The 25378-nt window shown below is 69.5% G+C and carries 22 protein-coding genes; 12 read left to right on the top strand and 10 right to left on the bottom strand.

Annotated features, from left to right (window positions below):
• Positions 1-173 precede the first annotated feature (173 nt).
• Positions 174-1379, top strand: a complete 1206-nt coding sequence (locus AB0D14_RS23995) for a PP2C family protein-serine/threonine phosphatase (protein ID WP_362782277.1) — start codon at positions 174-176, stop codon at positions 1377-1379.
• Between the two features lie 167 nt (positions 1380-1546).
• Here the strand turns inward: AB0D14_RS23995 and AB0D14_RS23990 are convergent, their stop codons facing one another.
• Complete coding sequence (locus tag AB0D14_RS23990) at positions 1547-3124, bottom strand: serine/threonine-protein kinase (protein ID WP_362782275.1); 1578 nt, start codon at positions 3122-3124, stop codon at positions 1547-1549.
• Positions 3125-3643: 519 nt separating this feature from the next.
• On the opposite strand from AB0D14_RS23990, the gene AB0D14_RS23985 reads away from it, so the two are divergent.
• Positions 3644-4144, top strand: coding sequence for an ATP-binding protein (locus AB0D14_RS23985; RefSeq protein WP_362782272.1), 501 nt, complete (start codon positions 3644-3646; stop codon positions 4142-4144).
• A gap of 181 nt (positions 4145-4325) precedes the next feature.
• Here AB0D14_RS23985 and AB0D14_RS23980 read toward each other — a convergent pair whose 3' ends face one another.
• Both AB0D14_RS23980 and AB0D14_RS23975 read right to left on the bottom strand, forming a co-directional pair.
• Positions 4326-4889 (bottom strand): snapalysin family zinc-dependent metalloprotease, encoded by a 564-nt coding sequence (locus AB0D14_RS23980; RefSeq protein ID WP_362782270.1) that lies wholly within the window; start codon positions 4887-4889, stop codon positions 4326-4328.
• Between the two features lie 181 nt (positions 4890-5070).
• Complete coding sequence (locus AB0D14_RS23975) at positions 5071-7176, bottom strand: alpha-galactosidase (protein ID WP_362782335.1); 2106 nt, start codon at positions 7174-7176, stop codon at positions 5071-5073.
• Positions 7177-7408: 232 nt separating this feature from the next.
• Between AB0D14_RS23975 and AB0D14_RS23970 the strand changes: the two genes are divergently transcribed.
• The 5 genes from AB0D14_RS23970 (at position 7409) to AB0D14_RS23950 (ending at position 14491) form a co-directional block, all read left to right on the top strand.
• Positions 7409-8446, top strand: a complete 1038-nt coding sequence (locus AB0D14_RS23970; protein ID WP_362782267.1) for a LacI family DNA-binding transcriptional regulator — start codon at positions 7409-7411, stop codon at positions 8444-8446.
• A gap of 199 nt (positions 8447-8645) precedes the next feature.
• A complete protein-coding gene (locus AB0D14_RS23965) occupies positions 8646-9980 on the top strand; it encodes an ABC transporter substrate-binding protein (protein WP_362782264.1) in 1335 nt (444 codons plus the stop codon).
• Positions 9981-10053: 73 nt separating this feature from the next.
• Complete coding sequence (locus AB0D14_RS23960; protein WP_362782261.1) at positions 10054-10983, top strand: sugar ABC transporter permease; 930 nt, start codon at positions 10054-10056, stop codon at positions 10981-10983.
• 74 nt (positions 10984-11057) lie between these two features.
• Positions 11058-11882 (top strand): carbohydrate ABC transporter permease, encoded by an 825-nt coding sequence (locus AB0D14_RS23955; protein WP_362782332.1) that lies wholly within the window; start codon positions 11058-11060, stop codon positions 11880-11882.
• A gap of 137 nt (positions 11883-12019) precedes the next feature.
• Entirely contained in the window at positions 12020-14491 is a 2472-nt protein-coding gene (locus AB0D14_RS23950; protein ID WP_362782258.1) for a CBM35 domain-containing protein, read from the top strand.
• A gap of 153 nt (positions 14492-14644) precedes the next feature.
• Here AB0D14_RS23950 and AB0D14_RS23945 read toward each other — a convergent pair whose 3' ends face one another.
• The 3 genes from AB0D14_RS23945 to AB0D14_RS23935 form a co-directional block, all read right to left on the bottom strand.
• The gene (locus AB0D14_RS23945) at positions 14645-16201 is read right to left on the bottom strand and encodes a CYTH and CHAD domain-containing protein (protein ID WP_362782255.1); all 1557 of its coding nucleotides are present in this window, start codon (positions 16199-16201) and stop codon (positions 14645-14647) included.
• Positions 16202-16334: 133 nt separating this feature from the next.
• Entirely contained in the window at positions 16335-16643 is a 309-nt protein-coding gene (locus AB0D14_RS23940; protein ID WP_362782253.1) for an AzlD domain-containing protein, read from the bottom strand.
• On the bottom strand, positions 16640-17401 hold the full coding sequence (locus tag AB0D14_RS23935; protein ID WP_362782250.1) for an AzlC family ABC transporter permease: 762 nt from the start codon (positions 17399-17401) through the stop codon (positions 16640-16642). The genes AB0D14_RS23940 and AB0D14_RS23935 overlap by 4 nt, the downstream gene beginning before the upstream one ends.
• A 48-nt stretch (positions 17402-17449) precedes the next feature.
• On the opposite strand from AB0D14_RS23935, the gene AB0D14_RS23930 reads away from it, so the two are divergent.
• The 5 genes from AB0D14_RS23930 (at position 17450) to AB0D14_RS23910 (ending at position 21523) form a co-directional block, all read left to right on the top strand.
• On the top strand, positions 17450-18064 hold the full coding sequence (locus AB0D14_RS23930) for a CGNR zinc finger domain-containing protein (protein ID WP_362782247.1): 615 nt from the start codon (positions 17450-17452) through the stop codon (positions 18062-18064).
• A gap of 131 nt (positions 18065-18195) precedes the next feature.
• A complete protein-coding gene (locus AB0D14_RS23925; protein ID WP_362782244.1) occupies positions 18196-18444 on the top strand; it encodes a hypothetical protein in 249 nt (82 codons plus the stop codon).
• Positions 18445-18561: 117 nt separating this feature from the next.
• Positions 18562-19497, top strand: coding sequence for a hydroxymethylbilane synthase (gene hemC / locus AB0D14_RS23920; protein WP_362782242.1), 936 nt, complete (start codon positions 18562-18564; stop codon positions 19495-19497).
• A gap of 142 nt (positions 19498-19639) precedes the next feature.
• A complete protein-coding gene (locus AB0D14_RS23915; protein WP_362782239.1) occupies positions 19640-20209 on the top strand; it encodes a WHG domain-containing protein in 570 nt (189 codons plus the stop codon).
• 93 nt (positions 20210-20302) lie between these two features.
• Complete coding sequence (locus AB0D14_RS23910; RefSeq protein ID WP_362782236.1) at positions 20303-21523, top strand: GDSL-type esterase/lipase family protein; 1221 nt, start codon at positions 20303-20305, stop codon at positions 21521-21523.
• Between the two features lie 30 nt (positions 21524-21553).
• Here the strand turns inward: AB0D14_RS23910 and AB0D14_RS23905 are convergent, their stop codons facing one another.
• The 4 genes from AB0D14_RS23905 to AB0D14_RS23890 form a co-directional block, all read right to left on the bottom strand.
• Positions 21554-21970, bottom strand: a complete 417-nt coding sequence (locus tag AB0D14_RS23905) for an ATP-binding protein (protein WP_362782234.1) — start codon at positions 21968-21970, stop codon at positions 21554-21556.
• 96 nt (positions 21971-22066) lie between these two features.
• Positions 22067-22729: a YceI family protein gene (locus tag AB0D14_RS23900; protein ID WP_362782231.1), complete on the bottom strand. Its 663-nt coding sequence runs from the start codon at positions 22727-22729 to the stop codon at positions 22067-22069.
• 241 nt (positions 22730-22970) lie between these two features.
• Positions 22971-24527 (bottom strand): hypothetical protein, encoded by a 1557-nt coding sequence (locus AB0D14_RS23895; protein WP_362782228.1) that lies wholly within the window; start codon positions 24525-24527, stop codon positions 22971-22973.
• Positions 24528-24847: 320 nt separating this feature from the next.
• Entirely contained in the window at positions 24848-25165 is a 318-nt protein-coding gene (locus AB0D14_RS23890; protein ID WP_362782226.1) for a hypothetical protein, read from the bottom strand.
• Positions 25166-25378 lie beyond the last annotated feature (213 nt).

Below are 25378 nucleotides of genomic sequence, written 5' to 3'. Positions count from 1 at the left end.
GTACGCGGTGTGAGGTGTTGCACGCGGTGTGAGGTCCACGTGAGTCGGGAATTCCTGCGCGCGCCCCATAGTGCCCGCACACATGTACGGCGACACCCCCCGTGAGGAGCCACACAGCGAGTGAGGTCGGAGGAAGTCGGGGCAGAAGGAACGGAATCCGATGGGAGGTCGCCGTGAACGGTGGAGATGTGGAACTGGGTGAGTTGTTGGCCGCTGCGGAGGCCGCGCCACCCGGGGAATCTGTTGACGTGGTCGCACGTGACCTGCAGAAGCGGTTCGGTGCGGAGCACGTTTCCTTCCTGTTCGTCGACCTTCTCGGTCAGCGACTGGTACGGCTGGCCGCGGTCGCCGAGGGTGACGTCGCGGAGCGGACCGAGCCGATCGCTCTGCAGGGGAGCGTCTACGACACAGTGCTGCAGAGCCAGCGCCAACATGTCGAGCCGGACGGTCAGGACGGGCAGCGCATCATCACGCCTGTCTCCAACCGCGGGGACTGCATCGGCGTCCTTGAGGTGACCCTGCAGTACGCCGACGACACCGTGCTCAGACAGGTAAGGGAGGCGGCACACGCACTGGCCTACATAATCGTCACGGACCGCCGCTTCACCGACCTGTATCACCTGTGTCGGCGTACCACCAAGGCCAGCCTGGCCGCGGAGATCCAGCATCAACTGCTGCCCACGGCATCCAGCTGTGAGGCCTCACAGTTCACCCTCGCCGCGGATCTGATCCCGGCCGACGACATCGGTGGCGACACCTACGACTACACCCTGGGGCGCGACACCCTGCACCTGTCGATCACCGACGCCATGGGCCACGACACCGATTCCGCTCTGCTGGCCACCTTGTTGGTCGGTGCGCTGAGAGGGGCCCGCCGCAGCGGCTGCGACCCGGTCAGACAGGCCCACCAGGCCCACCAGGCCCTGATGAAGCACAGCCGGGGGCTGGCCACCGGCCAACTGCTGTGCATCGATCTCGACACGGGTGTCTGCCGACTGGTCAACGCCGGACATCCCTGGCCGCTGCGCCTGCGCGACGGCGCCGTCGAAGAGGTCGAACTCGCCGTCAACCTGCCGTTCGGCGTACCGGCGCCCGTCCCCTACCGCGAGCAGGAACTGCACCTGCGGGCCGGAGACAGGCTGATACTGCTCACCGACGGCATGCAGGACCGCGGTGCCTCGGCCGTCGACCTGGCCGGGCTCGTGCACGAAACCCGCGCCCTGCATCCCAGGGAGGCGGTCCGGATCCTGACGGCCAGGGTGTGGGAAACCTGCCAGGGCAACCTCACCGACGACGCCACAGTCCTGATACTGGACTGGCACGGCGCCCCTCGTCACAGCGCCCCTCGTACACCCGCGGACGCGAGCCCTGTGCTGTGACGACGCACGGCCGTGGAGGGTACCTCCGTGGTCGAGCACGACGACGTGGTTCACGACATTGACTTCGTTGTTGTTGCCCGACCGGACACGCCGACTGCCTCCGCAGCTCCGCCACTCCCGCTCCTGCCCCCCTCTCCTTGCCTCTGGCTCCGCCCCGCCCCGCCCGCTCAGTCCGACAGGCTGCGGAAGGTCGCCAGGAAGGTCTTCAACGCCTGCTTGTTGCCCGCGGTGTCCCAGTCGGCGTCCGGAGTCGTCCAGCGGAGGGAGAAGCCTTCGCCGCCCCCGACGAGGAACCCACGGCCGAAGGTGTGTACCCGCGTGCCGTCGGACTCCTCGACCCACTCCATGTCCGCGGCCTCGCGGCCCTGGTAGGTCGTCGCGCTGATCGCGCCCAACCTGTCGTAGTCGGACCCCTGTTGCAGTCCGGGCTCGACGGTGTCCCGCCATACGGCCACCGGGTCGGAGCCGACGGCCGTGCTGTAGGTGACGGCCAGGTTCCGCGGATCACCGTGGGCGCCGAAGACGACCCGGTAGGAGCGATCGTCGGCGCCGCCGGTGTCGAGCCGCTTCCAGCCCTTCGGGAGAGCGACGGCGAACCCTTCCGGCGCCTTGTAGACACGGAAGCCGGCCGGAAGGGCCCCGGTGCGGGAGGGCGAGGGCGAGGACGGAGGCGAGGAGGACGCGGAAACGGAAACGGAAGGAGAAGGGGGAGGGGAAGACGAAGGGGCCGCGGTACTGGGCGGCGGCGTGCTCGCTTCGATTCCGTCCTCGGCGGTCGGGAGTACCGGGGCGCTGGGAGAGGCCGCCGCGCCGGGCGCCGAGGAATCGACCTCGGAACTGTCGCCGGTCGCGGCGAGGGCGGTGACCGTCACAGCGACGGCGGCGACGACCGCGGCCCCGATGAGCGTCGCTCGGCCGAGGTTCTGCCTGCCCCGAGTCAGGTTCACGAAGCGGTGAACCGAGGACTCCGGCCGTGGTTGCTGAACCGTCACCTGCAGGGCTGCGGGGTCCTCGCTGAGGAGCCGGTTGAGGGCGTCGCGCACCACCGGGCCCGGCAACCGCTCACGGGAGTCCTTGCGGAGCAGCCCCTGCACGATCTCGGCCAGCGGGCCGGCCCGCCGCAGGCTGCGAAGTGGCAACCTCACGATCGCCGTAAGGGTCGCTTGCGGCTGGCCACGGTCACGGAAGGGCGGGCGCCCCTCGGTCATCGTGTAGAGCAGCGCGCCCAGTGCCCACAGGTCGGCCGGTGAACCGTAGGGCTCGCCGCGGGCCTGTTCCGGAGACGCGTACGCCGGTGCGCCGATCCGTGCCGACGAACCGGCGCCCCCCAAGCCGTAGCCGGACACGACCACACCGCCCTGGTCGCGCACGAACACCTGACCGAGGCTCAGTTCGCCATGGACGAAGCCCTCGCCGTGCGCGGACTCCAGCACGTCGAGGACTTCGAGCCCGATACGGGCGGCCCGCACGTAGTCGAGTGGGCCTGACTGGTCGAGAAACTCACCCAGAGGTACGCCGTCAATCCACTCGACGACCGTCCACAGACTTCCGGACTCCTCGACGACGTCGATCACGGTCGCGACCATGCCCGGACAGCGCAGCCCCATGACCTCGGAGGCATGCATGATCCGCGCGACGGCCGGCCCGGCCGGATCCTTCAGCGGATCTGGCACGAGTTGCGTCTGCGTCAGCAGTCGTGGACGTGCGTATTCGGTGTCCTCGCCGTACCAGCAAACGCTGTTCACCTCACGGTGGACGACCTCTTGCAGCCGATACCTTCCGGCGACCAACTCATTTGCAGCGGCACTCGCGTTGCCCATGCCCATCCCTCGCTGAAGCCTTGCTCCCAGTCACCAGGAATACGCGGCGGGCCATGTCTTGCGTTCAACGCATCCGAAATCGCTGATGCCCGATGCGGCTGAACCGCTGATGTCCACCACGGCTGTCGAACTCACTTCCGGATCCGTCCTCGAAGAATCGCGGAGCGAGGAGAGAACCTGGAGAAGGGGGCCTGGAGAACTGGAGAAGGGGTCCTGCAGGAAGGTGATACCTGCGGGAAGGCGCCTACAGGAAGGCGGGAAAGCGGGACGTGCGACCTCCCCAGGCTCCACGTCCCGCTTTCCCGCGACATGGGCCCAGTACCCCCACTCTCCCGCCTTACTCCACTCCTGTTTTCGTCCTGCCGAAATTCGTGGGCGGCAGATGCGTATACGGCGAAAGAGGGGGTACATGCGGGCGGCGAGCACAGGGTGAGGGCGGACTGCATGGAACCATTGATCAAGAGCGGAGGCCGTATGGCGCCGCAGCGTGGCCGCGTGGAGACGACTGTTGCTCTGGAGGGCGATTCGTTGTGCATCGCCGAGGCCCGTCATCTCGCGGCCGACTTCCTCGCGCGCGCCCAGGCCGAGCACGGCCTGCCGGTGACGGCGCGTGCGATGGACCTGACCCAGCTGGTGGTGAGCGAACTGGTCACCAATTCCCTGAAGTACGCGCCGGGTCCGGTCCTGCTCGATCTGCGGATCGTCGGCGGGTCGCTCGAGGTGGCTGTCTGGGACAGCGATCCGGTACTGCCGGTGGCCAGAGCCGCGGATCCTGAACGAGTGGGCCAGCACGGCCTGGAGATCGTCATGGCCGTCTGCGAGGGCTTCGCAGTACAGAGAGAGCCGGTCGGCAAACACATCACCGCCCGGATCGCCCTGCTCGCCGATCCCGGACCCGGTCCCGACCCCGGTCCCAGCCCGGACCCCGACCCCGGCATCCGCTGACAGGGGCGCACAGCGTTCACTCACCCCCATTCGCCCATACATACACCTACATACACCCGTACACCTTGTTCGCACCCGTACGCCCCGGAACGTGATATCCGCTCCGGGGCGTACCGCTGCTCTTACCCGAGTTCTGCGTCCGCCGGCCCAGTCGGCGGTCGGCAGATCGGTGTGCGGCGAGTCAGTCCACGATCATGACGCCGACCGGAACCGCTCCGGCCGTCCGCGTGAGCGCAGCACCGAAGTTGCCCTGGACCTCGGACTTCTCCGCCGCGTTCGGGTAGGGGTTCGTGCACGCGGTTCCCGCGCTGGAACCGGACATCAGACTCGAACACGGGCCGGGCTTGCGGTCCGGCAGACCGAGGATGTGCCCCAACTCGTGGGCCGAGATGCGGATCGTGTTGTAGCCCTGATCGACCGCCTGCCGTCCGATGTAGACGGTTCCGTTGCCCAGCGAGGTGGTCAGCGCGCGAGGCCAGCCGTTGTCCGCCAGGACTCGTACGTTGGCGCGCTGCCCGGACGCGACGGGCCGCAGGTCTACGGCATCGACGCTTTCGTTCCAGATCGCGGCGCCTCTGTCGACCGCGGTCCTGAACTCCGCGGACCCGCTCGCGTCGTAGGTGACAACCCGTGCGGCGGCGCGGTCCGCGACGGGGGCCGGGGCGGCCACGGCCTGGCCGCCCATCAGGGAAAAGGTCACCGCCAGGACGGCAGCGAGTCCACTTGTCAGCTTACGGACGTGCATGGTCGACCTCCTTAAGGGGGGGAAGGTAGTCGTGCACATGACTGGTCGGCGTGCACATGACATGGCGTTCCCTGGCTCCCTGCCCAGCGACGACGGACGCCAATCCGCCGATCAGGCCGGATGGGTCAATCGAGCCGGAGGCGTCCATCGGGCCGGACGCGAGGGGGTCCGGCCTTCACCCCTACGCGGTCGCAGTGAGACGGATCAGCAGCACACCAGGCGTACGCGGCAGCAAGACCCGCACTCCACCTCCGTCCCAGACCGCCGACCCGGTGGATGGAGACCCGGCCACGGACAGGGCAGAAGACGGCGCCGGAGGCTGCGACGGCGTCGGCGACGGATGCAGGATCTCCGCGTTCACCGCCCGGCCGGCCAAGTGCTCCACCGGCACCCGGATCTCACTCTCCCCGGCCCGGCGCCAGACCGACAGATACGACGTGCCGTCACCGCGCACCCGCATGCCCAGGGCCGTCCACTCGTCCGCCCAGCCCGGCAGTCCGAGCGGCCAGAACGGCAGAGCCTCGGCCAGATCCCCGCGGACCGACTTGTAGACGTCCACCGCGGACCGTACGAGCGCGAGTTGGTGTTCCGACATCCGGTCCAGGTGGCCCGAGAGATGGATCCGGCCGAGCAGCGCCCCGCCCAGGGTGAAGGTGATGAGGTCGTCGTCGAACCCGGGCTGGGGGTAGGCCCAGACGGCGCCCTGTTCGGGCGGGACCGCCGTCGGTGCGGCGGCGGCGATCGGCGGGCAGCGCAGGGGGTCCTGCTGGTCGCTGGTGGACTGGAGCTGGGTGACGGCCAGCGTGGCCCCGTCCATCCGCATCCCGCCGGAGGCACAGTTCTCGATCACCAGGCCCGGGTGCCGTTCGAGCACCTCGGTGAGCCAGTCCAGGTACGCCTGGGCATGGCCCAGCAGCCCCGCGCCGGGAGAGAGGTCTCCGGGCCCACAGGTACCCGGGTCGACCAGGATGTTGTAGTCCAGTTTCAGATAGCCCACCCCCCAGTCGCCGACGATCCGGTCGACGGTCCTGTCGAGGTGTGCCCGGGCGGCCGGGTGCCGCAGGTCCAGTTGATGGCGGCCCTGTTCGCTCAGGCGCACGCCGTCCCGCTGGAAGAATGCCTCCGGCGGAAGCTCGGACGCGACCGGGCTGCGTACCCCCACCACCTCGGGCTCCAGCCACAGTCCGGGCACCATGCCGCGCTCCCGGATCCGGTCCAGGACGGTGTGGATTCCGCCGCCGGGGAAGCGGCGCGACGAGGGCAGCCACTCGCCGACGCTGTCCCACCAGCCCTCGGTACTGTCGTCGTACCAGCCGGAGTCGATGCAGAAGTACTCCGATCCGGCCTCGGCGGCCGCGTCGATCAGCGGAAGCAGTTTCTCCGTCGTCGGATCGCCCATCAGCGTGTTCATGTAGTCGTTGAAGACGACGGGAAGCGCGGCGTGGTCGGGGTGCGGGCGGCGCACGGCACGGCGGTACGAGGTCAGGGCGCCGAAGGCGTCGTCAAGGCCGGAGCCGAGGGCGAGGACGCCGGGCACGGTGGTGAACTCGGTGCCGGGCTCCAGCCGGACCCGCCACTGATGCTCAGCGTCCGTGGGTCCGTTCAGTGCGAGATACGTACCGTGGTGGCGCTCGCCCAGGTCCCAGCGCCAGCCTGCCGGGGACTCCACCTGCCACAACCAGGCCCGGCCGCCCCCGCGTTCGGTGAGGGCGCCCATCGGAAGGTGCCCGCCGCTGGACCAACTGCCGCGTCCGGTCAGGGAGAGCGCGGCCCGGCTGTCGTGCTGGTGGACGTCGACGCTGATGTCGGCGACGGTGCCGCTCAGCGGCTCGGCGTACCAACGGCACTCCGCCAGCCAGTCGTTGCGGGCACGGTGGACGTCGAGCCTGTCGGGCGGCGGCAGTGCGCCGAGCAGCAGGCTGCTGACGGATTGCACGACGAGTGCCTCGCCTCCCTCGTTGCGCAGCCGGACGCGGGACCGGAGCACGGGCAGGCCGATGGGCGAGGACAGCTCGACGAAAGCGGTCAACCCGGTCCCGGCGTCGTGGAGTTCGACGGTCAGGCAGGTCCAGTCGCCGTGTTCCTCGGCGGTGTGAGCGCGGTATCGCAGGCGTGAGCCCAGAGCCGTGCCGGTGAAGCGCGGCCCGGACCAGCCGCTTCCGTGGCCGAGAGCGGTGAATTCCACGAGGTGGAGTGGTGCGTCGAGGGCGGATTCCGGAGCCGGGTCGCCGGGGCGGGCCAGCCGGACCAGCCGCAGGTCGCCGTCGTGGCCGGTTACGAGCACCACCTCCAGAGACCGGTGGCCCCAGCTGATGGTCCGCCGGGAGTCGCCGAGGACCGCCGCGCTCGCCCCGAAGCTGCCTGCCGTGTCAAACCCGCCCACCGTGTCAGCCGTGTCCGACGTATCGGTCAACGTCTTCCCCTCCCGGTGACCGCCGCTGCCGGCGGTCTGAGTCTGGCGCGTGAATCCATGGTTACGGTCTCTTGACGAGCCCCATGTGACCGGTCACAATCCTGGCATGAATGTGACCGGTCACACAAGGCGCTCGGTGAGCATCAGGGACGTCGCCACCTCGGCCGGGGTCTCCTACCAGACCGTCTCCCGGGTGATCAACGGGCATCCCAGCGTCAAACCGTCCACCCGGGAACGGGTACTCGCGGCCATCGACGAGCTGGGCTTCCGGCGCAGCTCCACCGCGCTCGCGCTCGCCAGTGGACGCAGTCGGGCCGTGACCGTGCTCACCGCCAACACCACGCACTACGGCTATGCCTCGATCCTCCAGGGCATCGAGGAGGCCGCCCGCGCAGCCTCGTACGCCGTGGGGATCGGCGTTCTCGAATCGCGCGACGAGGCCGACGTCGCCGCCCAGGTGCAGCGGGCGGCGGACACCGGTGGCGGCCTGATCGTGATCGCCTACGATCCGGCCGGTGTGCGGGCCCTGGGAGCCGTGCCCGCGGGACTGCCGGTGGTCGGTGTGGTGGAGACCCCTGCCCGTCCGCCCGGCGGCGACCGCCCGTGGGTGTGGACCGACGACCGCGAGGCCGCCTACGAGGCGACCCGCCATCTGCTCTCCCTCGGTCACGAGACCGTGCACTACGTCGCCATCCCGTCCAGCACCAGGCGCACCAGCGCCCGTACCTCCGGCTGGCAGCAGGCGCTCAAGGAGGCCGGAGCCCCTCGCCCCCGTCCCGTGCAGGGAAGCTGGGGTCCGGCGGGCGGCCACGCGGCCGGCCTGAAGCTCGCCGGGGACCGGGACATCACCGCGATCCTCTGCGGCAACGACGACCTGGCACTCGGGGTGATGCGCGCCCTGCACGAGAAGGGCCGGTCGGTACCGGACGACGTGAGTGTGGCCGGCTTCGACAACGCCCCGCACTCCGCCTTCCTCACCCCGTCGCTCACCACCGTACGCCTGGACTTCACCGGCCTCGGGCGGTCCGCTTTCGGCCTCCTGCACGCCGTACTGGAGGAGTCTGTGCAGGTCGGCCCGCATCCCGTCTCCGTACCGGAGCTGGTCGTGCGGGAAAGCTCGGGACCGCCGCCTCGGCGCGGGTGAACGCGTCGCCATGCCCAGCGGGCTCCTGCGGTTCCTGATCCGACCCGCTCGTGCCGCACCGCGAAGCCCGCACCGCGGATGCCGCCCGAAGCACTACGCCCGAAGTACCCGAAGTACTCGGCCCGAACGACCGCTCGCACTTCGTCCGCCGGACCGCTTCCTGATGCCCCTACCCGAGCCCGTTCGCGAAAGGCACGTCATGAAGAGAAGAGCCCTTCCCGCGCTGGCGTTCATATGCGCCGCCGCCCTGTGCGCCACCGCATGCAGTGACCCCACCGCCGGAGACTCCGGTTCCCCGTCCGGCTCGGAGGGCAAGCAGGCGAAGGTCGACCCGACCGCCCGCCTGGACGGCGTGAAGCTGACCATGTGGACCGCGCAGAACACCCTCAACGCACCCAAGCAGGTCGTCACCGCTTTCGAGAAGGCCACCGGCGCGCAGGTCGAGACCCAGGCGATCCCGGATCTGTACGAGCAGAACGTGCCGACCAAGCTCGCCTCCGGCGACAAGCCGGACCTGATGTTCTGGCAGCCGTCCGTCTCCACACTGCCCTTCATCCAGCCGCGGCAGAACCTGCTCACTCTCGACGGGGAGGAGTGGATCTCCGAACTCGGCGACACGGAGAAGTCGTTGGGCGTCATCGACGGCAAGCGGTACGCGGCGATCGTCACCAGCCCCGCCATGCTCGGCGTCTACTACAACAAGGACGTCTTCAAGCGGGCCGGGCTCGGCGAGAAGGACTTCCCGAAGTCGTACGACGAGCTGCTGGCACTCGGCCACACCGTCAAGGACAAGACCGACGCGGCCGCCTTCTACGAGGCGGGCGGCGACAAGTGGCCCATGCAGTGGCAGATGCAGGTCCAGCTCACCGATCTCGACAAGCAGTGGTGGGCCGGTCTCAACGAGAACAAGGAGAAGTGGACCGACCCGGTCGTCGTCGGTGCCATCAAGAAGTACAAGGAGAAGCTGCTCGACGCGGGGCTCGCCCAGAAGAACTACAAGACCGGCACGTTCACCGGGCAGGCCGACTCCCTCTGGAAGGGCGAGTCCGGCATGGTTCTCAACGTCACCTCCTTCCAGAGCCAGTTGCAGGCCAAGTACTCCACGGCCGAGATCGACAAGAAGATCGGCTGGTTCCCGATCGCCAACTCCTCCGCCACCGGGATGTACTCGCCCGACCAGACCAACGGCGTCGTCGCCTTCAAGACCGGTGACGAGAAGCGGCAGAACGCCGCCCGCCAGTTCATGGCCTTCTGGCTCGGGCCGGACTACGCCGACTACATCAAGGCGATGAAGATCCCCTCGGTCCAGCCGTCCGTGCCGACCCCCGGCGGTCTCCCCCAGGCCTCGATGGCCCAGGTCGAGGCGCTGCCCACAGCCATCGGCGTCTTCCAGGCCAAGGCGATCGTCGCCCCCGACACACACCTGTACCTCGCCGACATGATCTACGGGAAGAAGAACCCGCGGCAGGTCGCCCAGGCGATCCAGGACCAGTTCGCACAGGTGGCCAAGGCCCAGGGCGCGCCCGGCTTCTAGTTCCCCCGGCTCAGATCCTGTGTCACATCCCCTGCTCTCAACCCGACCCGACCCGACGGGCAAGGATTTTCCGATGGCGGACACGGCCATACGCACGCGCACGCAGAAACCGGCGCCTGCCAGGAGCGGGAAGAAGAGGGCGGGACGGCTGTCCCGCAGCGCCGTCCACCACCCGTGGTGGTTCGCTCTCCCCGCGGTCGCCGTCTTCGCGGCCTTCTTCCTGGTGCCCAACCTGCTCAACTTCTACTACCCGTTCACCAACTGGTCCTCGTACCACCCGGACATCGCCTTCACGGGCCTCGACAACTTCCGGACCATCGCCGACGACGGGTCCCTGCTGCGGGCGATCCGCACAACCCTGCTGTACGCCCTGCTGGCCGCGCTCTTCCAGAACGGCTTCGGGCTGGTGCTGGCTCTGCTGCTGGAGGCCGACAGCCGCTTCAACCGGTTCTTCCGCGCCGTCTTCTTCCTGCCCGTGCTCATCTCGGCGCTCGCGACCGGCTATGTCTTCCAGGCCCTGCTGGACCAGGACGGCGCGGTCAACGGTCTCCTCGGCACCGACATCCCCTGGCTCGGTTCGACGACCTGGACGCTGGTCCTGGTCACCGTCATCCACGGCTGGAAGTGGATGGGCCTGTCGATGCTGATCTACCTGGCCGGGCTCAAGGGCATCCCCGGCGAGATGCTGGAGGCCGCGAAGTGCGACGGCGCCGGGCCGTGGCGGACCTTCTGGTCGGTTCGCTGGCCGATGCTGGCGCCCGCTGTCACCTTCAACGTCACCACGGCGCTGATCGGCTCGATGAACACCTTCGACATCGTGCAGGCCACCACGGGCGGTGGACCGGCCGCCTCCACCGAGGTCTTCAACATCTACATGTTCCGGATCTTCGGACAGGGCCTGTACGCCCAGGCCTCCGCGATGAGTCTCGTCCTCTTCCTCGTCGTGGTCGCCGTCGCGATCCCGCTCATCGTCGGGCTGCGTCGAAGGGAGCAACTGCTGTGAGTACCTCCGTAGATCACTCCGTCCCCGTAGATCACTCCGCTCCCGTGGGTCACTCCGTGAACCGCGCGTCCGCCGTGCGTCCCGTATGGCGGTACGGCCGTCCGGCGCTCGTCCTGCTGCTCGCCGGCCTCGCCGTCGGCGTACCGCTGTGGCTGGTCGCCGTCACCTCCGCCAAGCCGCAGGCCGAAGCGATCGACCCGAACCTGGACCTGCCACGGCAGTGGCAGCCGGCCGGCAACTACGAGGACGCCGTCGGCCAGGGCGAGATGCTGCGGGGCTTCGTCAACTCCCTGCTGGTCGTGGTGCCTTCGGTCGCCCTCGTCCTGATCCTGGGCGCCGGAGCGGCCTGGGTCTTCGCGCGCCGCCAGTCGAAGCTGGTCTCGGCGGCGTACGCGCTGTGCATCAGCGGGCTGCTGCTGCCGCCGGCCGTCATCACCATCGTGATGGAGCTGCGGCAACTGGGCCTCGCGGGCACCCGGCCCGGAATGATCGCCGTCTACACCGGGATGTACCTCTCCACGTCGATCTTCTTCATGACCGGCTTCATCCGGGCCATCCCCCTGGAGCTGGAGGAGGCCGCGCGGATGGACGGCGCGAAGCCGCTGCGGATCTTCCTGCGCATCGTGCTGCCGCTGCTCAGGCCCGTCATCGCCACCGCGACGATCATGGTGATGCTCTACGCCTGGAGCGACATCTTCTATGCCTTCTTCGTCCTCGGCGGCGGAGACAGAGCGACCCTGCCGCTCAACCTCTACAAGGTCGCCAGCGCCCAGCTCTACCTCAACAACTGGCATCTCGTCTTCGCGTACGTCGTGGTGATGAGCCTGCCCATGGTCGCCATCTTCCTCGTGGCGCAGCGAAAGATCGTGTCCGGAATCACCAGTGGAGCCGTCAAATGACTGGAGGTCCAACCCGCGTGAACACCCCCGCACCCGTCCCCGTCCCCACCCCCACCCCCATCCGCATCCGCACGAGATCCCGTATCGGGTCCCGCACCCGAACCGCCCTGATCACCGCCGTACTTGGAGTCAGCGCCATGGCAGGCACCCTCCCCGCATCGGGCGCCGCGGCGGCCGCCGCCGCACCGCAACGCGTCACGGTCGACCTCGCCGCCCCCGAAGGCCCGGTGATGCGCGGCGCCAACGGCACGCTGTACGGGCTCAGCGACGACGGCGTGCCCAGCGACGCCATGCTGGAACCCCTCAAGATCACCAGCGTCTCGCAGAAGCCGGAGGGCGGCGCGCAGCATCCCAACGGGGACGCGCTCACGGTCTCCAAGTCGTTCTTCCGCAACGGCGGCGGCGAGATCAACGTGATGATGCAGGACATCTACGCCAAGTGGCCGTACGAGGATCTCGGCATCGACGACTACCTCCCCAAGGTCGACAAGATCGCGAAGGAGGTGTCGGCCGACCCGAACAGCGAAAAGTTCGTCTACATCCCGTTCAACGAACCCGACCAGATCTGGTACAACCTGGGCACCTCCGACCAGGCGCAGTACGAGGCCAACCGCGACCGCTTCTTCAAGGACTGGAAGACGGTGTACCAGCGGATACGTGCCGTCGACCCCGACGCCAGGATCGCCGGTCCCAACGAATCCGCGTACCACACACGCCTGTTGACCGACTTCCTCGCCTTCGCGAAGCGGGAGAACGTCCTCCCCCAGGTCATGACCTGGCACGAACTGGGCTCCGGTTCCCTCCGGGACTTCCAGGGGCACTACGACACCTACCGCTCGATCGAACGCGACCTCGGCATCGCACCCCTGAAGATCAACATCGACGAGTACGCCAACCGCCGCGACCTGTCCGTGCCCGGGCAACTCGCGCAGTGGGTCTCGATGTTCGAGCGGAACAAGGTGTACGCCAACCAGGCCTACTGGGACGCGGCCGGAAACCTCGACGGCAACGTGGTGCGCTCGAACATCCCCAACGGCGGCTGGTGGTTCTTCCGCTGGTACGCGGGACTGACCGGCAACACCGTGCAGGTGACTCCCCCGCAGGCCAACACGATCGACACCCTGCAGGGGCTGGCCTCGTACGACACCAAGCGGCGTCAGGCGCAGGTCCTGCTCGGCGGTTCCGCCGGTGATTCCGACGTCGTGGTCAAGAACGTGCCCCGGTCCGTCTTCGGCCGGACGGTCACCGCGACCGTCGCCGAGGCCGCCTGGTCCGGCTACGAGGGTCAGCACGCGGCACCGCGCGTCCTCACGCGTACGAAGGTCACGGTCGCGGCCGACGGCACAGCGACCGTCCCGCTGCGCGGCATGCACAAGATGTCCGCCTACCGGATCGCCCTGACCCCGGGCGGCTCGGGCACCCCGTCCGCGGCCGTCGTCCCCTGGACCGGTTCGTACGAGGCCGAGGACGCGGCCATCACCGGCGGCCAGGTCTACACGCAGGGCACGGTGAGCAACGCCAACGGCTACGCGGCCTCCGGGACGAAGGACGTCGGTTCGCTCAACACGGCCGCCAGCAAGGTCGACTTCACAGTGACGGTCCCCAAGGCGGGGACGTACGACCTGGCGGTCCTGTACGGCAACCAGTCCGGGACACCTGCCACGCAGAAGCTGTCGGTCGACGGCCGGGACCCGGTCACGGTCACCTACCCGTCCACCGAGAACTGGACCTACCGCGCCAAGAAGGACCTGACCGTCGAACTGTCCGCCGGCACCCATGTCCTGACGCTGGCCAAGGGCGACGCCGAGGTCACCCTCGACCGCGTCGACCTGGCCGCCCGTACCGCCGCGGAACCCTCCGCCTCCTACGAGGCCACACTCGCGGACATCAGCGGGAAGCCCTCCTACGACTACTCCTCGTCGGCCGGAGTCGGCACGGGCTCCCTGGTCCTGCGCTCCGGCGACCAGGCGGTCTTCGACGTCTACGCCCCGCGCGACGGCTACTTCACGGTGGTCCCGCGGGCCTCGGCTGCGGTACGGCTCAGCCTGCACGGAGAGACGGTGACGGCGGCGCCCGGCCAGTCCCTGCGGCTGTATCTCGTGGCGGGCAACAACCGCGTCCGGGCGACGGCCGGGTCCGCGGCGGTCCGCTCCCTCGACATCTCCGGCGCCGGCTCGACCGCCGGCACACTCTCCTACGAGGGCGCCTCGGCCACCCTGGCGGGCGGGGCCCGGCTCGTCGACTCCGCCCACGCCTCCGCCGGTTCCTACATCGGAGACCTCGGCAACAGCGCCACCAGCACCGCCGCGTTCACGGTGGACGCACCCAGCTCCGGCCGCCATCTCCTGGTCGTCCACTACGCGCAGAACGACCGGCGCGACAACGGCCACGCCTACAACACGGACATCATGTCCCGTACGGCGGACATCACGGTGGGCACCACCGCTCCCCTGACAGCCACCTTCAAGAACACCTGGGGCTGGGACGACTACTGGACGCTGGCTGTCCCCGTGGACCTGAAGAAGGGGTCCAACAAGGTGACCTTCGGCAACGCGGACGCGTGGGCCCCGAACATCGACCGCATCGAGCTGGGCCGCGTCATCGGCTGACCGGCACGGCCGGTGGTCGATGACGCGGCCGGCAGTCGACACGGTTGGTAGTCGACATGGCCGGTGCGGGGTGGTGCTGCCTCGACCCGCAGCACTCTCCGTACCGGCCGGGAGTTGGGAGTCGGGAGTCACGCGGTCCCGCGTCGCTGTCGCTCAGCCGGTAGCGCTTTTGCTGAGCTTCTCGCGCGGTCCGGGGGCCGAGGCCGGCTCCCACACAGAAGGCAGTTCCTGTTCCCTGGTGTACGCGCGGGCCTGCTCCGTGCCGTACAGCAGGCCCCAGGTGAAGCCGGCCTCGCCCGCTGTCTGGGCCGCCACAGCGAGGTCCCTGATGGCGGACCGGGCCACCACACTGTCCTGGTGGTCACCGAGGACCTTCTGCACCGCCTTGACCCGCTTGCCCAGACGCTTGGCCGGTTTACCGAAGACCGGGCGGGCCACCTCCGTCGCGTACCGGACCTTCTTCGCCGCCTTGCGCGCCTCGTGCAGGGCGACATCGCGCTCGGGGCCGGGCGACAGCTCCAGGGCCTGTGTCATACGCCCGGCCAGTCGCCCGTACTCCTTGAGGACAGCCTTGGCCATGACCTTGTCGGCGTTCTTCCCGGCCCTGGCACGCAGCGGGGGCCGCTCCAGGAGCACCACGAGGGAATCGAGCAGAGCGAGATAGCGTCGCGATCCCAGGGCGTCGAGACTGCGCTGGTGAGTCTCCGTACTGTCGACGACGTTCCACACCCGCAACCGTGCGGCGACGGGACCGAGAACCAGTTCCGCGGGCAGGGCCGCGATCTCCTCGCTGAGGCGCTCCATCAGCACTTCCTGATCGCGCTCGGCGCCCAGCTCGCCGGCCAGCCACTTCAGCTCGCCCCGGATCACGTCGGTGACATCGCGGTCGAGAACGGACCGGTAGGACCGCAGGCAGCTGCGCAGGCGACGGCAGGCGACACGCATCTTGTGCACCGCGTCGGGCCGGTCGCGTCGCACGGCCGGGTCGAGAGCGGTCAGGACACCGACCTGCTCCCGCACGTACGCGAGGACCTGCGCCCCTGCCTGATCCGGGTCCAGGCCGGCGGACTCGGCGGGCTCGTCGGGTGCGCCGGCCGAGGTGGTCGCGGTCTCGTCGAGTGCCCGGGCCAGTTTGGACGGGGACTGCGCGCGAGCGATCCCCTTCTTTCGAAGCTTCTTGTCCACGGCGTCCAGGATGGCGGGGTCGGCGCCCTCGGCCAGCTCCACCTCCATCTCGTTCCACACCGCACGCCGGCCCTCCGCGCGCAGGGACTCCGCGCGGACCGTGTCGACGCACAGCTCGGCACGCAGGGTGCCGTCGGCGTCAAGGAGGTGCCGCACCTCACGCGTTGAGCGGATGCGGACCACCGGCGTCAGCTCTGCTCCACGGGTACGGGACACGGTCAGGTCGAGCAGGGAGTCCGGGACGGTGTCGGTCAGGGCGGAGCTGATCTCTTCCCGGCTGTCGCCCGACAACGGCAGTTTGAGATGCCACCCGGCATCGGCTCCACCGGTCCTGCGGCGCAGTACGGCCGAGGATCCGGACAGCCGGAGGTCGTCGGTGTCGTAGTAGACCGCGTCCAGCTCCTCCGGACTTCGGTCGACGACAGCGGCGACACCGTCCACGCGACCCAACTCGGGCAGCCAAGAGGTGTCCGCGGACGAAGGGACCTCGTACTTTCGTTCTGTCTCCCGCATCGACTGGACCATGTATTACCGGTTGACACAATCCACCGAACGAAACACGACCTTGGACAATGCCGGTCTTTCCGGGAGTGACGGGCGGCGGTGCCGGTCGCCACGCGGCTTGCGCTTGCGGCTTGCGGCCGCGGCTTGCGGCTGGTCAGCTCGACAGCAGCCTGACGAGCGCCGTGACTGCCATTGCGGCGACGATCGCGAGCAGCATCGGCGCACGCAACAGCCGTGCGGCGACCACCGCCGCGAGTCCGGACAGCAGGGCCCCGTCCAGCCCCGTCCACCGCGGGCCCGCCACGTCGACGACGAGAAGTCCGGCGAGGAGCACCGGTGCCAGCAGCGCGATGACACCGCGCGCCGCCACGGGAAGCCGTCGGTCTCCGAGTACCGCCGGTCCGGTCGCCTTGAAGGTGAAGCTGATCAGCGCGACAGAGACTATGGCCCACCACAGGTTCACGATCCGCCCCCCTCCTTCGTGGCGCGCGTGGCGCGCGGAACGAGCCCGTTGCGCAGTCCGAGCAGGGCCGCCGCGCTCGCTCCCAGCAGCGCGAGACCCGCCGGCACCCAGAACACCAGGGCGGCGGCGACGCACGCGCCCAGTGCCGCCGCGACACGTGCCGCCCGCGATCCACGCAGTTCGTCCAGCAGGAGCAGCAGGAAGAAGGCCGGGAAGACGACATCGAGGCCGAGAGTCTCCACCAGGCTCTCCGGCGGAGCCACGACGACGCCCAGGGCGGTTCCCGCCACCCATGCGGGCCACTGCACTGCGGTGGCGCCGAACAGCTTGTAGCGGTCGAACCGGCCGCCGCCCAGGTGGGCGGCCACCCATGAACCGTCCACGACGGCCTGGCCCTCCAGTGCCCGCCGGAGCCGGCCACCGCGCAGGTCCCCGGCCACGGCCACGCCCATCGGGATGAAGCGGCCGTTGATCAGCGCGGCCGCCACGATGGCCGTCGGTACGCCCCCGCCGCCCGCCAGAGCGGTGGCGAGAGCGAACTGCGCCGACCCGGAGAACACGATGAGGGAGCAGACGATCGGAGGGAGGATTCCCCAGCCCTCCGAGCGGGCGAACGCTCCGAAGGTGACAGCCAGGACGAAGCCGGCCGCGGCCAGCCCGACGCCGACCTTGATGCCCGCGACGAAGCTCTGCCGACGGGAGCCGTCGGCCTCCTCCTGGGCCGTGGGGCCCTCGGCTTGCGGAGATGTCCGGTCCATGGCGCCAGGCTAACAGTCATACGACTCTATGAGCATTAGAATAAAACCATGGAAGCGACGTCGTCGGCTTTGATCGGCGGGCACGTGGTACTGGACTTCGCCAACACGATCGCGTGGCGGCTCGACGAACGCCGCACGGTCGACCGCGTCTCCGATCCCGCGGCCCTGCTCACCTGGGCCGGCGTGAGCGGCCTGCTGGACGCGGGCCGGACCGGGACGCTCCTGCGTGTCGCCGAGGACGACCCGGACTCCGCCGCTCACACCCTGCGGGCGGCACGGCGGCTGCGGGCCGCCCTGCTCCGCCTGCTCGACGCCGCCGTGGACGGCCGACCGCCCCGCCGCGAGGACCTGACCGTGGTGCACCGCTGCTTCCTCGACGCCTGGCACCGGGCGGAGTTCGCCTCGGCCCTGCCGCTGCGCCCCGAGTTGGACGTCACCGTGCCGGACGATGTCGTACGAGCACTGGCTCTGGAGGCGGCGAAGCTTCTGTCCGAGCCGCTCACCAACCTCCGCCGCTGTCAGGGGCCGGGCTGCGGGTGGTTCTTCCTGGACCGCAGCCGCAGCCACACCCGGCAGTGGTGCCGGACCGGTGACTGCGGCAACCGTGAACGGGTGCGGCGGCACTACGCACGCTCCCGCGGCTCCCGCGGCACCCACGACTGAGACTCCGTCGGCAGGTCCGGCGACCGGACTCCCGCGACGGGGAGGACAGGGGCGGCCGGGACCATCGGGTCCCGGCCGCCCGGTGTGATGAGACTTCCGGCGGGCCGGGCATCCGCGGGTACGCTGCCTCCATGACGCAGGAGGGGCCTCCGGAAGCCGAGTCCAGTGATGCCGTCGCGGCTTCGACCGGCGCGGAGATCACCACGACGGACTGCCGCCAGTGCGGTGCCAAGGTGAGCGGGCTCAACAACAGGTACGCGTGCTCGTACTGCGGCTGGGTCAACCACTGGGCGGAAGGCTCCAACATTCTGCCGTCGGCCGCGGAAGACCCGGACCATCCGGCCGCTGAAGAGCCGCGAGCAGAGCCCCGCACGCGCTGACCACACCTCGAACTCCTGGCCGGGTTTCACGCCGGCGCCGAGCGAGGCGCCCCGTGAGGGCGATGCCTGAGGGACAGGCCCCGGTTGGCGTGAGCCCCGCGGTCTATCGTGGGCCGCATGCGCGCTCCCGAGTTGATCCGTATCGTCTCCCGCGACTCACCCATGGCCCTGGCCCAGGTGGCGCGCGTCCGGGCCGAACTGGCCGCGCTCCATCCCGGGACGCGCACCGAGGTCGTACCCGTGAAGACGACCGGCGACAAGTGGATGGGCGACCTCGCCCAGGTCGAGGGCAAGGGGGCGTTCACCAAGGAGGTCGACGCCGCGCTCCTGGCAGACGAGGCCGACCTGGCGGTGCACTGCGTCAAGGACGTGCCCGCCGACCGGCCGCTCCCGGCGGGCACCATGTTCGCGGCGTACCTCAAGCGGGACGACATCCGGGACGCCCTCATCCACCCGGACGGGCTCGCCCTTGACGAACTGCCGCCCGGAACCCGGATCGGGACCTCCTCCGTACGCCGTATCGCTCAGCTCGCCGCCTCTCGGCCGCACCTCCGTTGCGTGCCGTTCCGCGGGAACGCGAACCGGCGGCTGGAGAAGCTCGCGGCAGGTGAGGCGGACGCGCTGCTGCTGGCGGTCTCGGGCCTGGAGCGCATCGAACGTACCGATGTGATCACCGAGATCCTCTCCCCCGAGACGATGATGCCGCCGATCGGTGCGGGTATCCTCGCCCTCCAGTGCCGCGAGGGCGACACCACGGTCATCGACGCCGTCAGTGCCCTGGGCGACCCGGACACCCACCGCGAGGCGACCGCGGAACGCATGTTCCTCCACGTCCTGCAGGGCCACTGCAATTCGCCGATCGCCGGTTACGCCACGGTCCGCCCAGGCGGTGAACTGTCGCTGCGCGCCTGCGTGTTCACCCCGGACGGCAAGACCCAGCTCAACGCGCACGAATGGGCCGGACGCCTCGACCCCGCGACCCTCGGCACCTCCGTGGCCGTCGCCCTGCTGCGCCAGGGAGCCCGCGGCCTGATCGACGCCATCGACCACTGACCTCTGTGGCCACCGGCCACCGACCACTGACCACGGGCCGTCGACCACCGGCCAAGCCACTCCTTCCGCCTTCAGGGCACACCCATTTGCCTAAATGCTTTAGGCAAATGCATAATCGAGCCTGGCGAACGGGAGGAAGACCATGGTCCGCGTGGGACTGACGACGGAGCGCCTCGTCCAGGCGGGTGCCGAACTGGCCGACGAGGTCGGCTTCGACCAGGTGACCGCGTCGGCGCTCGCCAGACGGTTCGATGTCAAGGTCGCGAGCCTGTACTCGCACCTCAGGAACTCCCAGGACCTCAAGACCCGGATCGCGCTGCTCGCCCTGGAGGAACTCGCCGACCGGGGCGCGACCGCACTGGCCGGACGGGCCGGCAAGGACGCCCTCACCGCCCTGGCGAACGTCTACCGCGACTACGCCGTCGAGCACCCCGGCCGCTATGCCGCCGCCCAGCTCAGACTCACCCCCGAGGCGGCGGCCGCCAGTGCCGGTGGCAGGCACGCGCAGATGACGCGGGCCATCCTGCGCGGCTACGACCTGACGGAACCGGACCAGACGCACGCGGTCCGGCTGCTGGGCAGCGTCTTCCACGGCTACGTCAGCCTGGAGCTGGGCGGCGGGTTCAGCCACAGTGCCCCCGACTCGCAGGAAACCTGGACCCGGATCCTGGACGCCCTGGACACCCTCCTCCGGAACTGGCCCGCCCAGTGACCGCAGCCCCGCGCTGAACTGAACCGCTGCGCTGACTGAATTGCCTGAACCGACTGAACCGACTGAACCGACTGAACCGACAAGGCCGAGACCATGCGCACCAAGGACCAACCAGCCCACAGGGACAACTGGATCACCACTCCCATCACCCCGGCCCTCCTGCGCGGCGCCCTCGACGTGGAGCGCACCGAGCACGGCGTACTGCCGCACCGGCTGCCGGCCTGGGCCCGCGCCCAGTACGCCGACGGACAGCTGGCGATGGCCGAGTCCCAGCCCTCGGGCGTACGGCTGGTCTTCCGCACCCGGGCGACCGCCATCGAACTGGACACGCTGCCCACCAAGCGGGTCTACGTGGGCGCCCCGCCCCGCCCGGACGGCCTGTACGAACTGCTCGTCGACGGGCGACCGGCCGGCCAGGACAGCGTGCGGGACGGCAACACGCTGACCATCGACATGACCACCGGCAGCGCCGAGCTCCGGCCCGGTCCGGTCGGCACCGTCCGCTTCAGCGGCCTGCCCGACGGCGACGGCGACGGCGACGGCAGCAAGGACGTCGAGATCTGGCTGCCGCACAACGAGACCACCGAGCTCGTTGCCCTGCGCACCGACGCCCCAGTCGAGCCCGCGCCGGACCGGGGGCGCAGGGTGTGGCTGCACCACGGCAGTTCCATCAGCCACGGCTCCGACGCCGCCGGGCCCACTTCCATCTGGCCCGCCGTAGCCGCCTCCCTCGGAGGCGTGGAGCTGATCAACCTGGGCCTGGGCGGCAGCGCCCTGCTCGACCCCTTCACCGCCCGCACCCTCCGGGACACGCCCGCCGATCTGATCAGCCTCAAGATCGGCATCAACGTGGTCAACGCCGACGTGATGCGCCTTCGCGCGTTCACCCCCGCGGTCCATGGCTTCCTCGACACCATCCGCGAAGGCCATCCCGACACACCGCTGCTGGTCGTCTCGCCGATCCTGTGCCCCATCCACGAGGACACGCCCGGCCCGAGCGCCCCGGACCTCACCCACCTCGCCGACGGGCAACTGCGGTTCGTGGCCATGGGCGATCCGGCGGAGAAGGCGGCCGGGAAACTGACTCTGCGCGTCATCCGGGACGAGCTGGCCCGGATCGTCGCACAGCGAGCGAAGGAGGACCCGAACCTGCACCAGCTCGACGGCCTCCGTCTGTACGGCGAGGCCGACTTCGCCGAACTGCCGCTGCCCGACCAGCTCCACCCGGACGCCGCCACCCACCGCCTCATCGGCGAACGCTTCGCCGAGCATGCCTTCGGCACCGACGGAGCCTTCGCGACCCGGAGCGCGTGACGGGCGGGGCGAGTTACGAGTCCGTGCAGCTCAGTCGGCGATCCGCCGGTCGGCCCCGGCCGGACGGAAGCAAGCCGTCACCACCTTGCCGTGCCGCTGGCACCGCATCTCCCACTCGTCGGCGAGCATCCGTACGATCCCGACCCCGCGTCCGGACTGTTCGCCGGCCCCCGGGTCGCGCTGCCGCGGCAGCGTCGGGTCGTCGTCGTGGACGCTCACATGGAGACAGTCGCCGTCCCAGGTCAGTACCAGGCGTGCGTCGCTGTGCGCGTGGATATGGGCGTTGGTGAGCAGCTCGGACACGGTCAGGACGACGGCGTCCACCGTGTCCGGCTCGTCCGCGGTCCACGACAGGGACTCCAGATGTTCGCGCGCCCACTCACGCCCGGCACGCACACCGCCCGACACGGGAAACGAATGCGCCCAGCCCATCGCCTTGACCCCCACCTGCCCACTCCCGTTCCTGCCGTCCGTATGCCGATGTCCAGCAACCGGGTACCCGGCAGTCGCGTCCACAGACATCCCGCCACACACGGCCCGCGTTCAGCCGGTCGACGGCGTACTGCGGATGGCGGCGATGTCGAACTGGAGGCGGACCTTCTCGCTCACCATGGCGCCGCCCTCGGCCAGCCTGCTGTTGTAGGTCAGCCCCCAGTCGGAGCGGTCGATGGTGGTGGTGCCGTCGAAGCCGACGCGTTCGTAGCCGAAGGGGTCGGTGACGTGTCCTATGTAGGTGAGTTCGAGGACGATGGGACGCGTCCTGTTCTTGATGGTGAGGTCGCCGGTCATCCGGTAGACGTCAGGACCCGCGAGTTGCACGGCGGTGCTGAGGAAACGCATGTGCGGGTAGGCCGCGGAGTCCAGGAAGTCACGGCCGGCCAAGTGGCTGTCGCGCTGGTCCACACCCGTCTCGACGCTCGCGGTGGACAGCACGATCTCGGCCCCCGAGCGGGACGGGTCGCGGCCGTCGAAGAAGAGGCGGCTCTGGTAGTCCGTGAAGGAGCCCCGCACCGTCGTGACCATGGCGTGCCTGACGGAGAAGCCGATCCGGCTGTGAGCGGGGTCGATGACCCAGTTTCCGGTCAGGGCCGGCAGGTCGGGTTCCGGCTGACCACCGTGCGGAACGGCAGCTCGGCCGGCGGGCCGTTTCGGTTCGACGAGCGTGTCCGAGCGGCGGGGAGAAGCACCTCGGCTGAAAAGATTCATAACTCACCTAGCTATTGCGCAATAGATATTTCCGCAAGCCACACCAAGGCCCCCGACTTTACTGGATCCATGCCCGCCGACCGGGTCGGCCATCCCCGCAGAACCAATGGATCACAAAATCCACACACCCGTTACCGGGGCGCACGCATTCACAATAGGGCGATATACACTGGGCGTCAGAATTGCACTGATCCCGGATATTCGACGAAGTCCGTTACGGCGTGACAGTGCGGAAGTGCCGTCAGTAACGGAAGCTCGTCGTGTAGGCGCACTCGGTGTAGATGTAGCCGGCCGACAGTTTGGCCGTGTCCGAGGCCGGGGACTTCCCGAGGCCGCCCCTGGCCTTGTGCACGAAGTACGTCGTGCCGGCGGGCAGTCGAATGGTCCGCTGCGGGTAGTTCTTGCCGCTGTCGCTGCACGGTTCGAAGCCCAGCCCCACCGTTCCGGCGAGGGAGTAGGAGGCGCAGCTCCCGCAGGCCTTGAGAGTGAAGCTTCCCGTCACCGGTCCCGTGTACAGCACTGTGATGTCGTCGGGGCTGTCGTTCTTGACGGTGACGGAGATGCCGCCGCCGGACGCCGTGGTCGGCAGGCGCTTGCCCGCGGCGGGCACGGTCTGGGCGACCTCGGCGGCAATGGCGATCTTCTTGGCGCGGGCCCGGTTCTTGTGCTGCTCGTTGTTCTCGACGAAGTCGTTCATGGTGGTGAGGGCTTCGGCGAAGCTCCCCTCCTTGTACTGGTCCACCCCACAGGCGTACGTACCCGAGTCCGCGTTCCTGCCCGCTCGGTCGGCGTCCTTGTCGAGGGCTTCGGCCAGACCGGCGCGCTCGCCCGGTACTCCGGCGACCTGGGAGTTCAGGGTCTTGAGTCGCTCGACGGCCGCACAGGGTTCGTCGCCACCCACTTCCCGCACGGCCTTGTCGACCGCCGTCCTGACCGAGGGCTCCACCTTGGCGGCCTGCTCGGACTGCGGGAAGGCCGTCAGGAGTTCGCCGTAGTGCGTGGTCCAGTCCCCGGCTCCGCCTGTCAGCGACTGCGCCCCGCACTCGTAGAGCGAGGTGGCCAACCGGTCGTCGGGCCATGTCGCGAGCGCTCCGAGTTCGTCCTTGCCCAGGGTGCGCGGAACCGTGCGGAGGTACTTCAAGGGCGCCACGGCGTCACAGTAGTTCTGCCGCGCGTAGGGAGCACCGACGGTGGCGTAGTACGTCTTGAGCCGGTCGGGGACCCGGTCGGCCGCCCGCGAGCCCGGATGATCGCTGCGAAGATCGCCGTAGTCGGTCAGGGCCCGTCGGTAGTCGGGCTCCGCCGTCGCGAACGACTGCTTCCCGGCCGTCCGGACCAGCTTGTCCGCCCGCTCCAGGCGGTCCAGGAGCAGCTGCTCGGTGGCTTCGTCGCGTGCGCCGCCGTACAGGGCGGCCCCTCCGGCGGGCACGGCCAGGAGCACGATCCCCAGCACGACAGCGGGCCAGGCCGCCGGCGGCCATCTCAGCCGGGTCCGCAGGCCCACCACCGCGCCGTGCACGGCCGCGAGCCCGAGGAGGACGAGGTACGTGACGAGGGCGCCGGCCGGGACGCCGTCGGGGTCCGCGGGCAGGGCCACCAGGAGCAGGACCGCCGTCGCGACCCAGCAGGCCGCCATCAGCCACCAGCGGCGCACCAGTGCGTAGCCGAGCCCGAGGCCGCAGAGATTCAGCAGCGCCACGGCGGCCGCTCTCGTTCTGTCGGCGGGAGCGGGCGGTGGCGCGGTCGGCATCGGCGGTATGACGAACCCGTCGCGCGGGTCATTGCGGTCCGAGGACATGACGGCTCCCCCAGTCAATCACGCCCGAAGTTCTATGACTTGTCAGGGTACGGTCAGTCGTTCGAGGACGACAAGAGCGGCTGCGGTGATTCACCGCAGCCGCAACCTCGTCAGCAACAGCCGGTGCCATCGGACCCGGTGTCATCAGCGCCGGAGACGACGACCCCCGGAGGCCGCGCGGGGGCGGAGGCGCGGGATGGTGCGAGGCGCGGGGGAGCCTGTCGTCGAGCCCCAGGCCGACCCGACCCACCCGGCCCGGCACACCCGGGTTGCCGCACCCTGCTCGGCACACCCGGGTTGGCGCACCCGGGTTGGTGCCCTCAGAACTCGCGGTCGATGCCGGTCACGAACGCCGGCCCCAGTGGGGCGTCCTTCTCGGGGAACCCGCTGTCACGCAGCGCCCGGGCGACCAGCTGGACCGCTTCGGTCTCGGCGCTGGACTGGTCCGCCGCCTCGACCTCGATCCTGGCCGAGAACATGCCGCCGTCCTCGACCGTCAGCAGGCTCAGCTCCTCACTCTCGCCCAGGTCCGTGTTCTTCGGATCCCGGGGGCGGAGCCTGCTCTCGATGGCGGAGCGCGCGACGTCCGGGACACCGTTGACGAATGTGCCGGGGACGGTGATGACGTACGTGGTCATGGAAACTCCTCGTGTGTGATCCACGTTCCGCGTTCCCCTCCTCCGCCCGGAAATGCGGGAGAACGCAGTCGGCACCGGACACCCACGGTTCGCGTACACCCCGGTAGCCTCATCGGATCCATACGCACAATGCTTCTCCCAGGTGCAGGCAGAGGGCGTCGTGGCGCATTCTTGCTGTGTCAGCCATCCGGGCGGCGCACGGACGAGGTAGGG

The organism is Streptomyces sp. NPDC048484, from assembly GCF_040651415.1.
Taxonomy (GTDB): Bacteria; Actinomycetota; Actinomycetes; order Streptomycetales; family Streptomycetaceae; genus Streptomyces.
The sequence above is the reverse complement of the archived record's forward strand: the minus strand, read 5'-3'. Positions and strand labels throughout refer to the sequence as shown.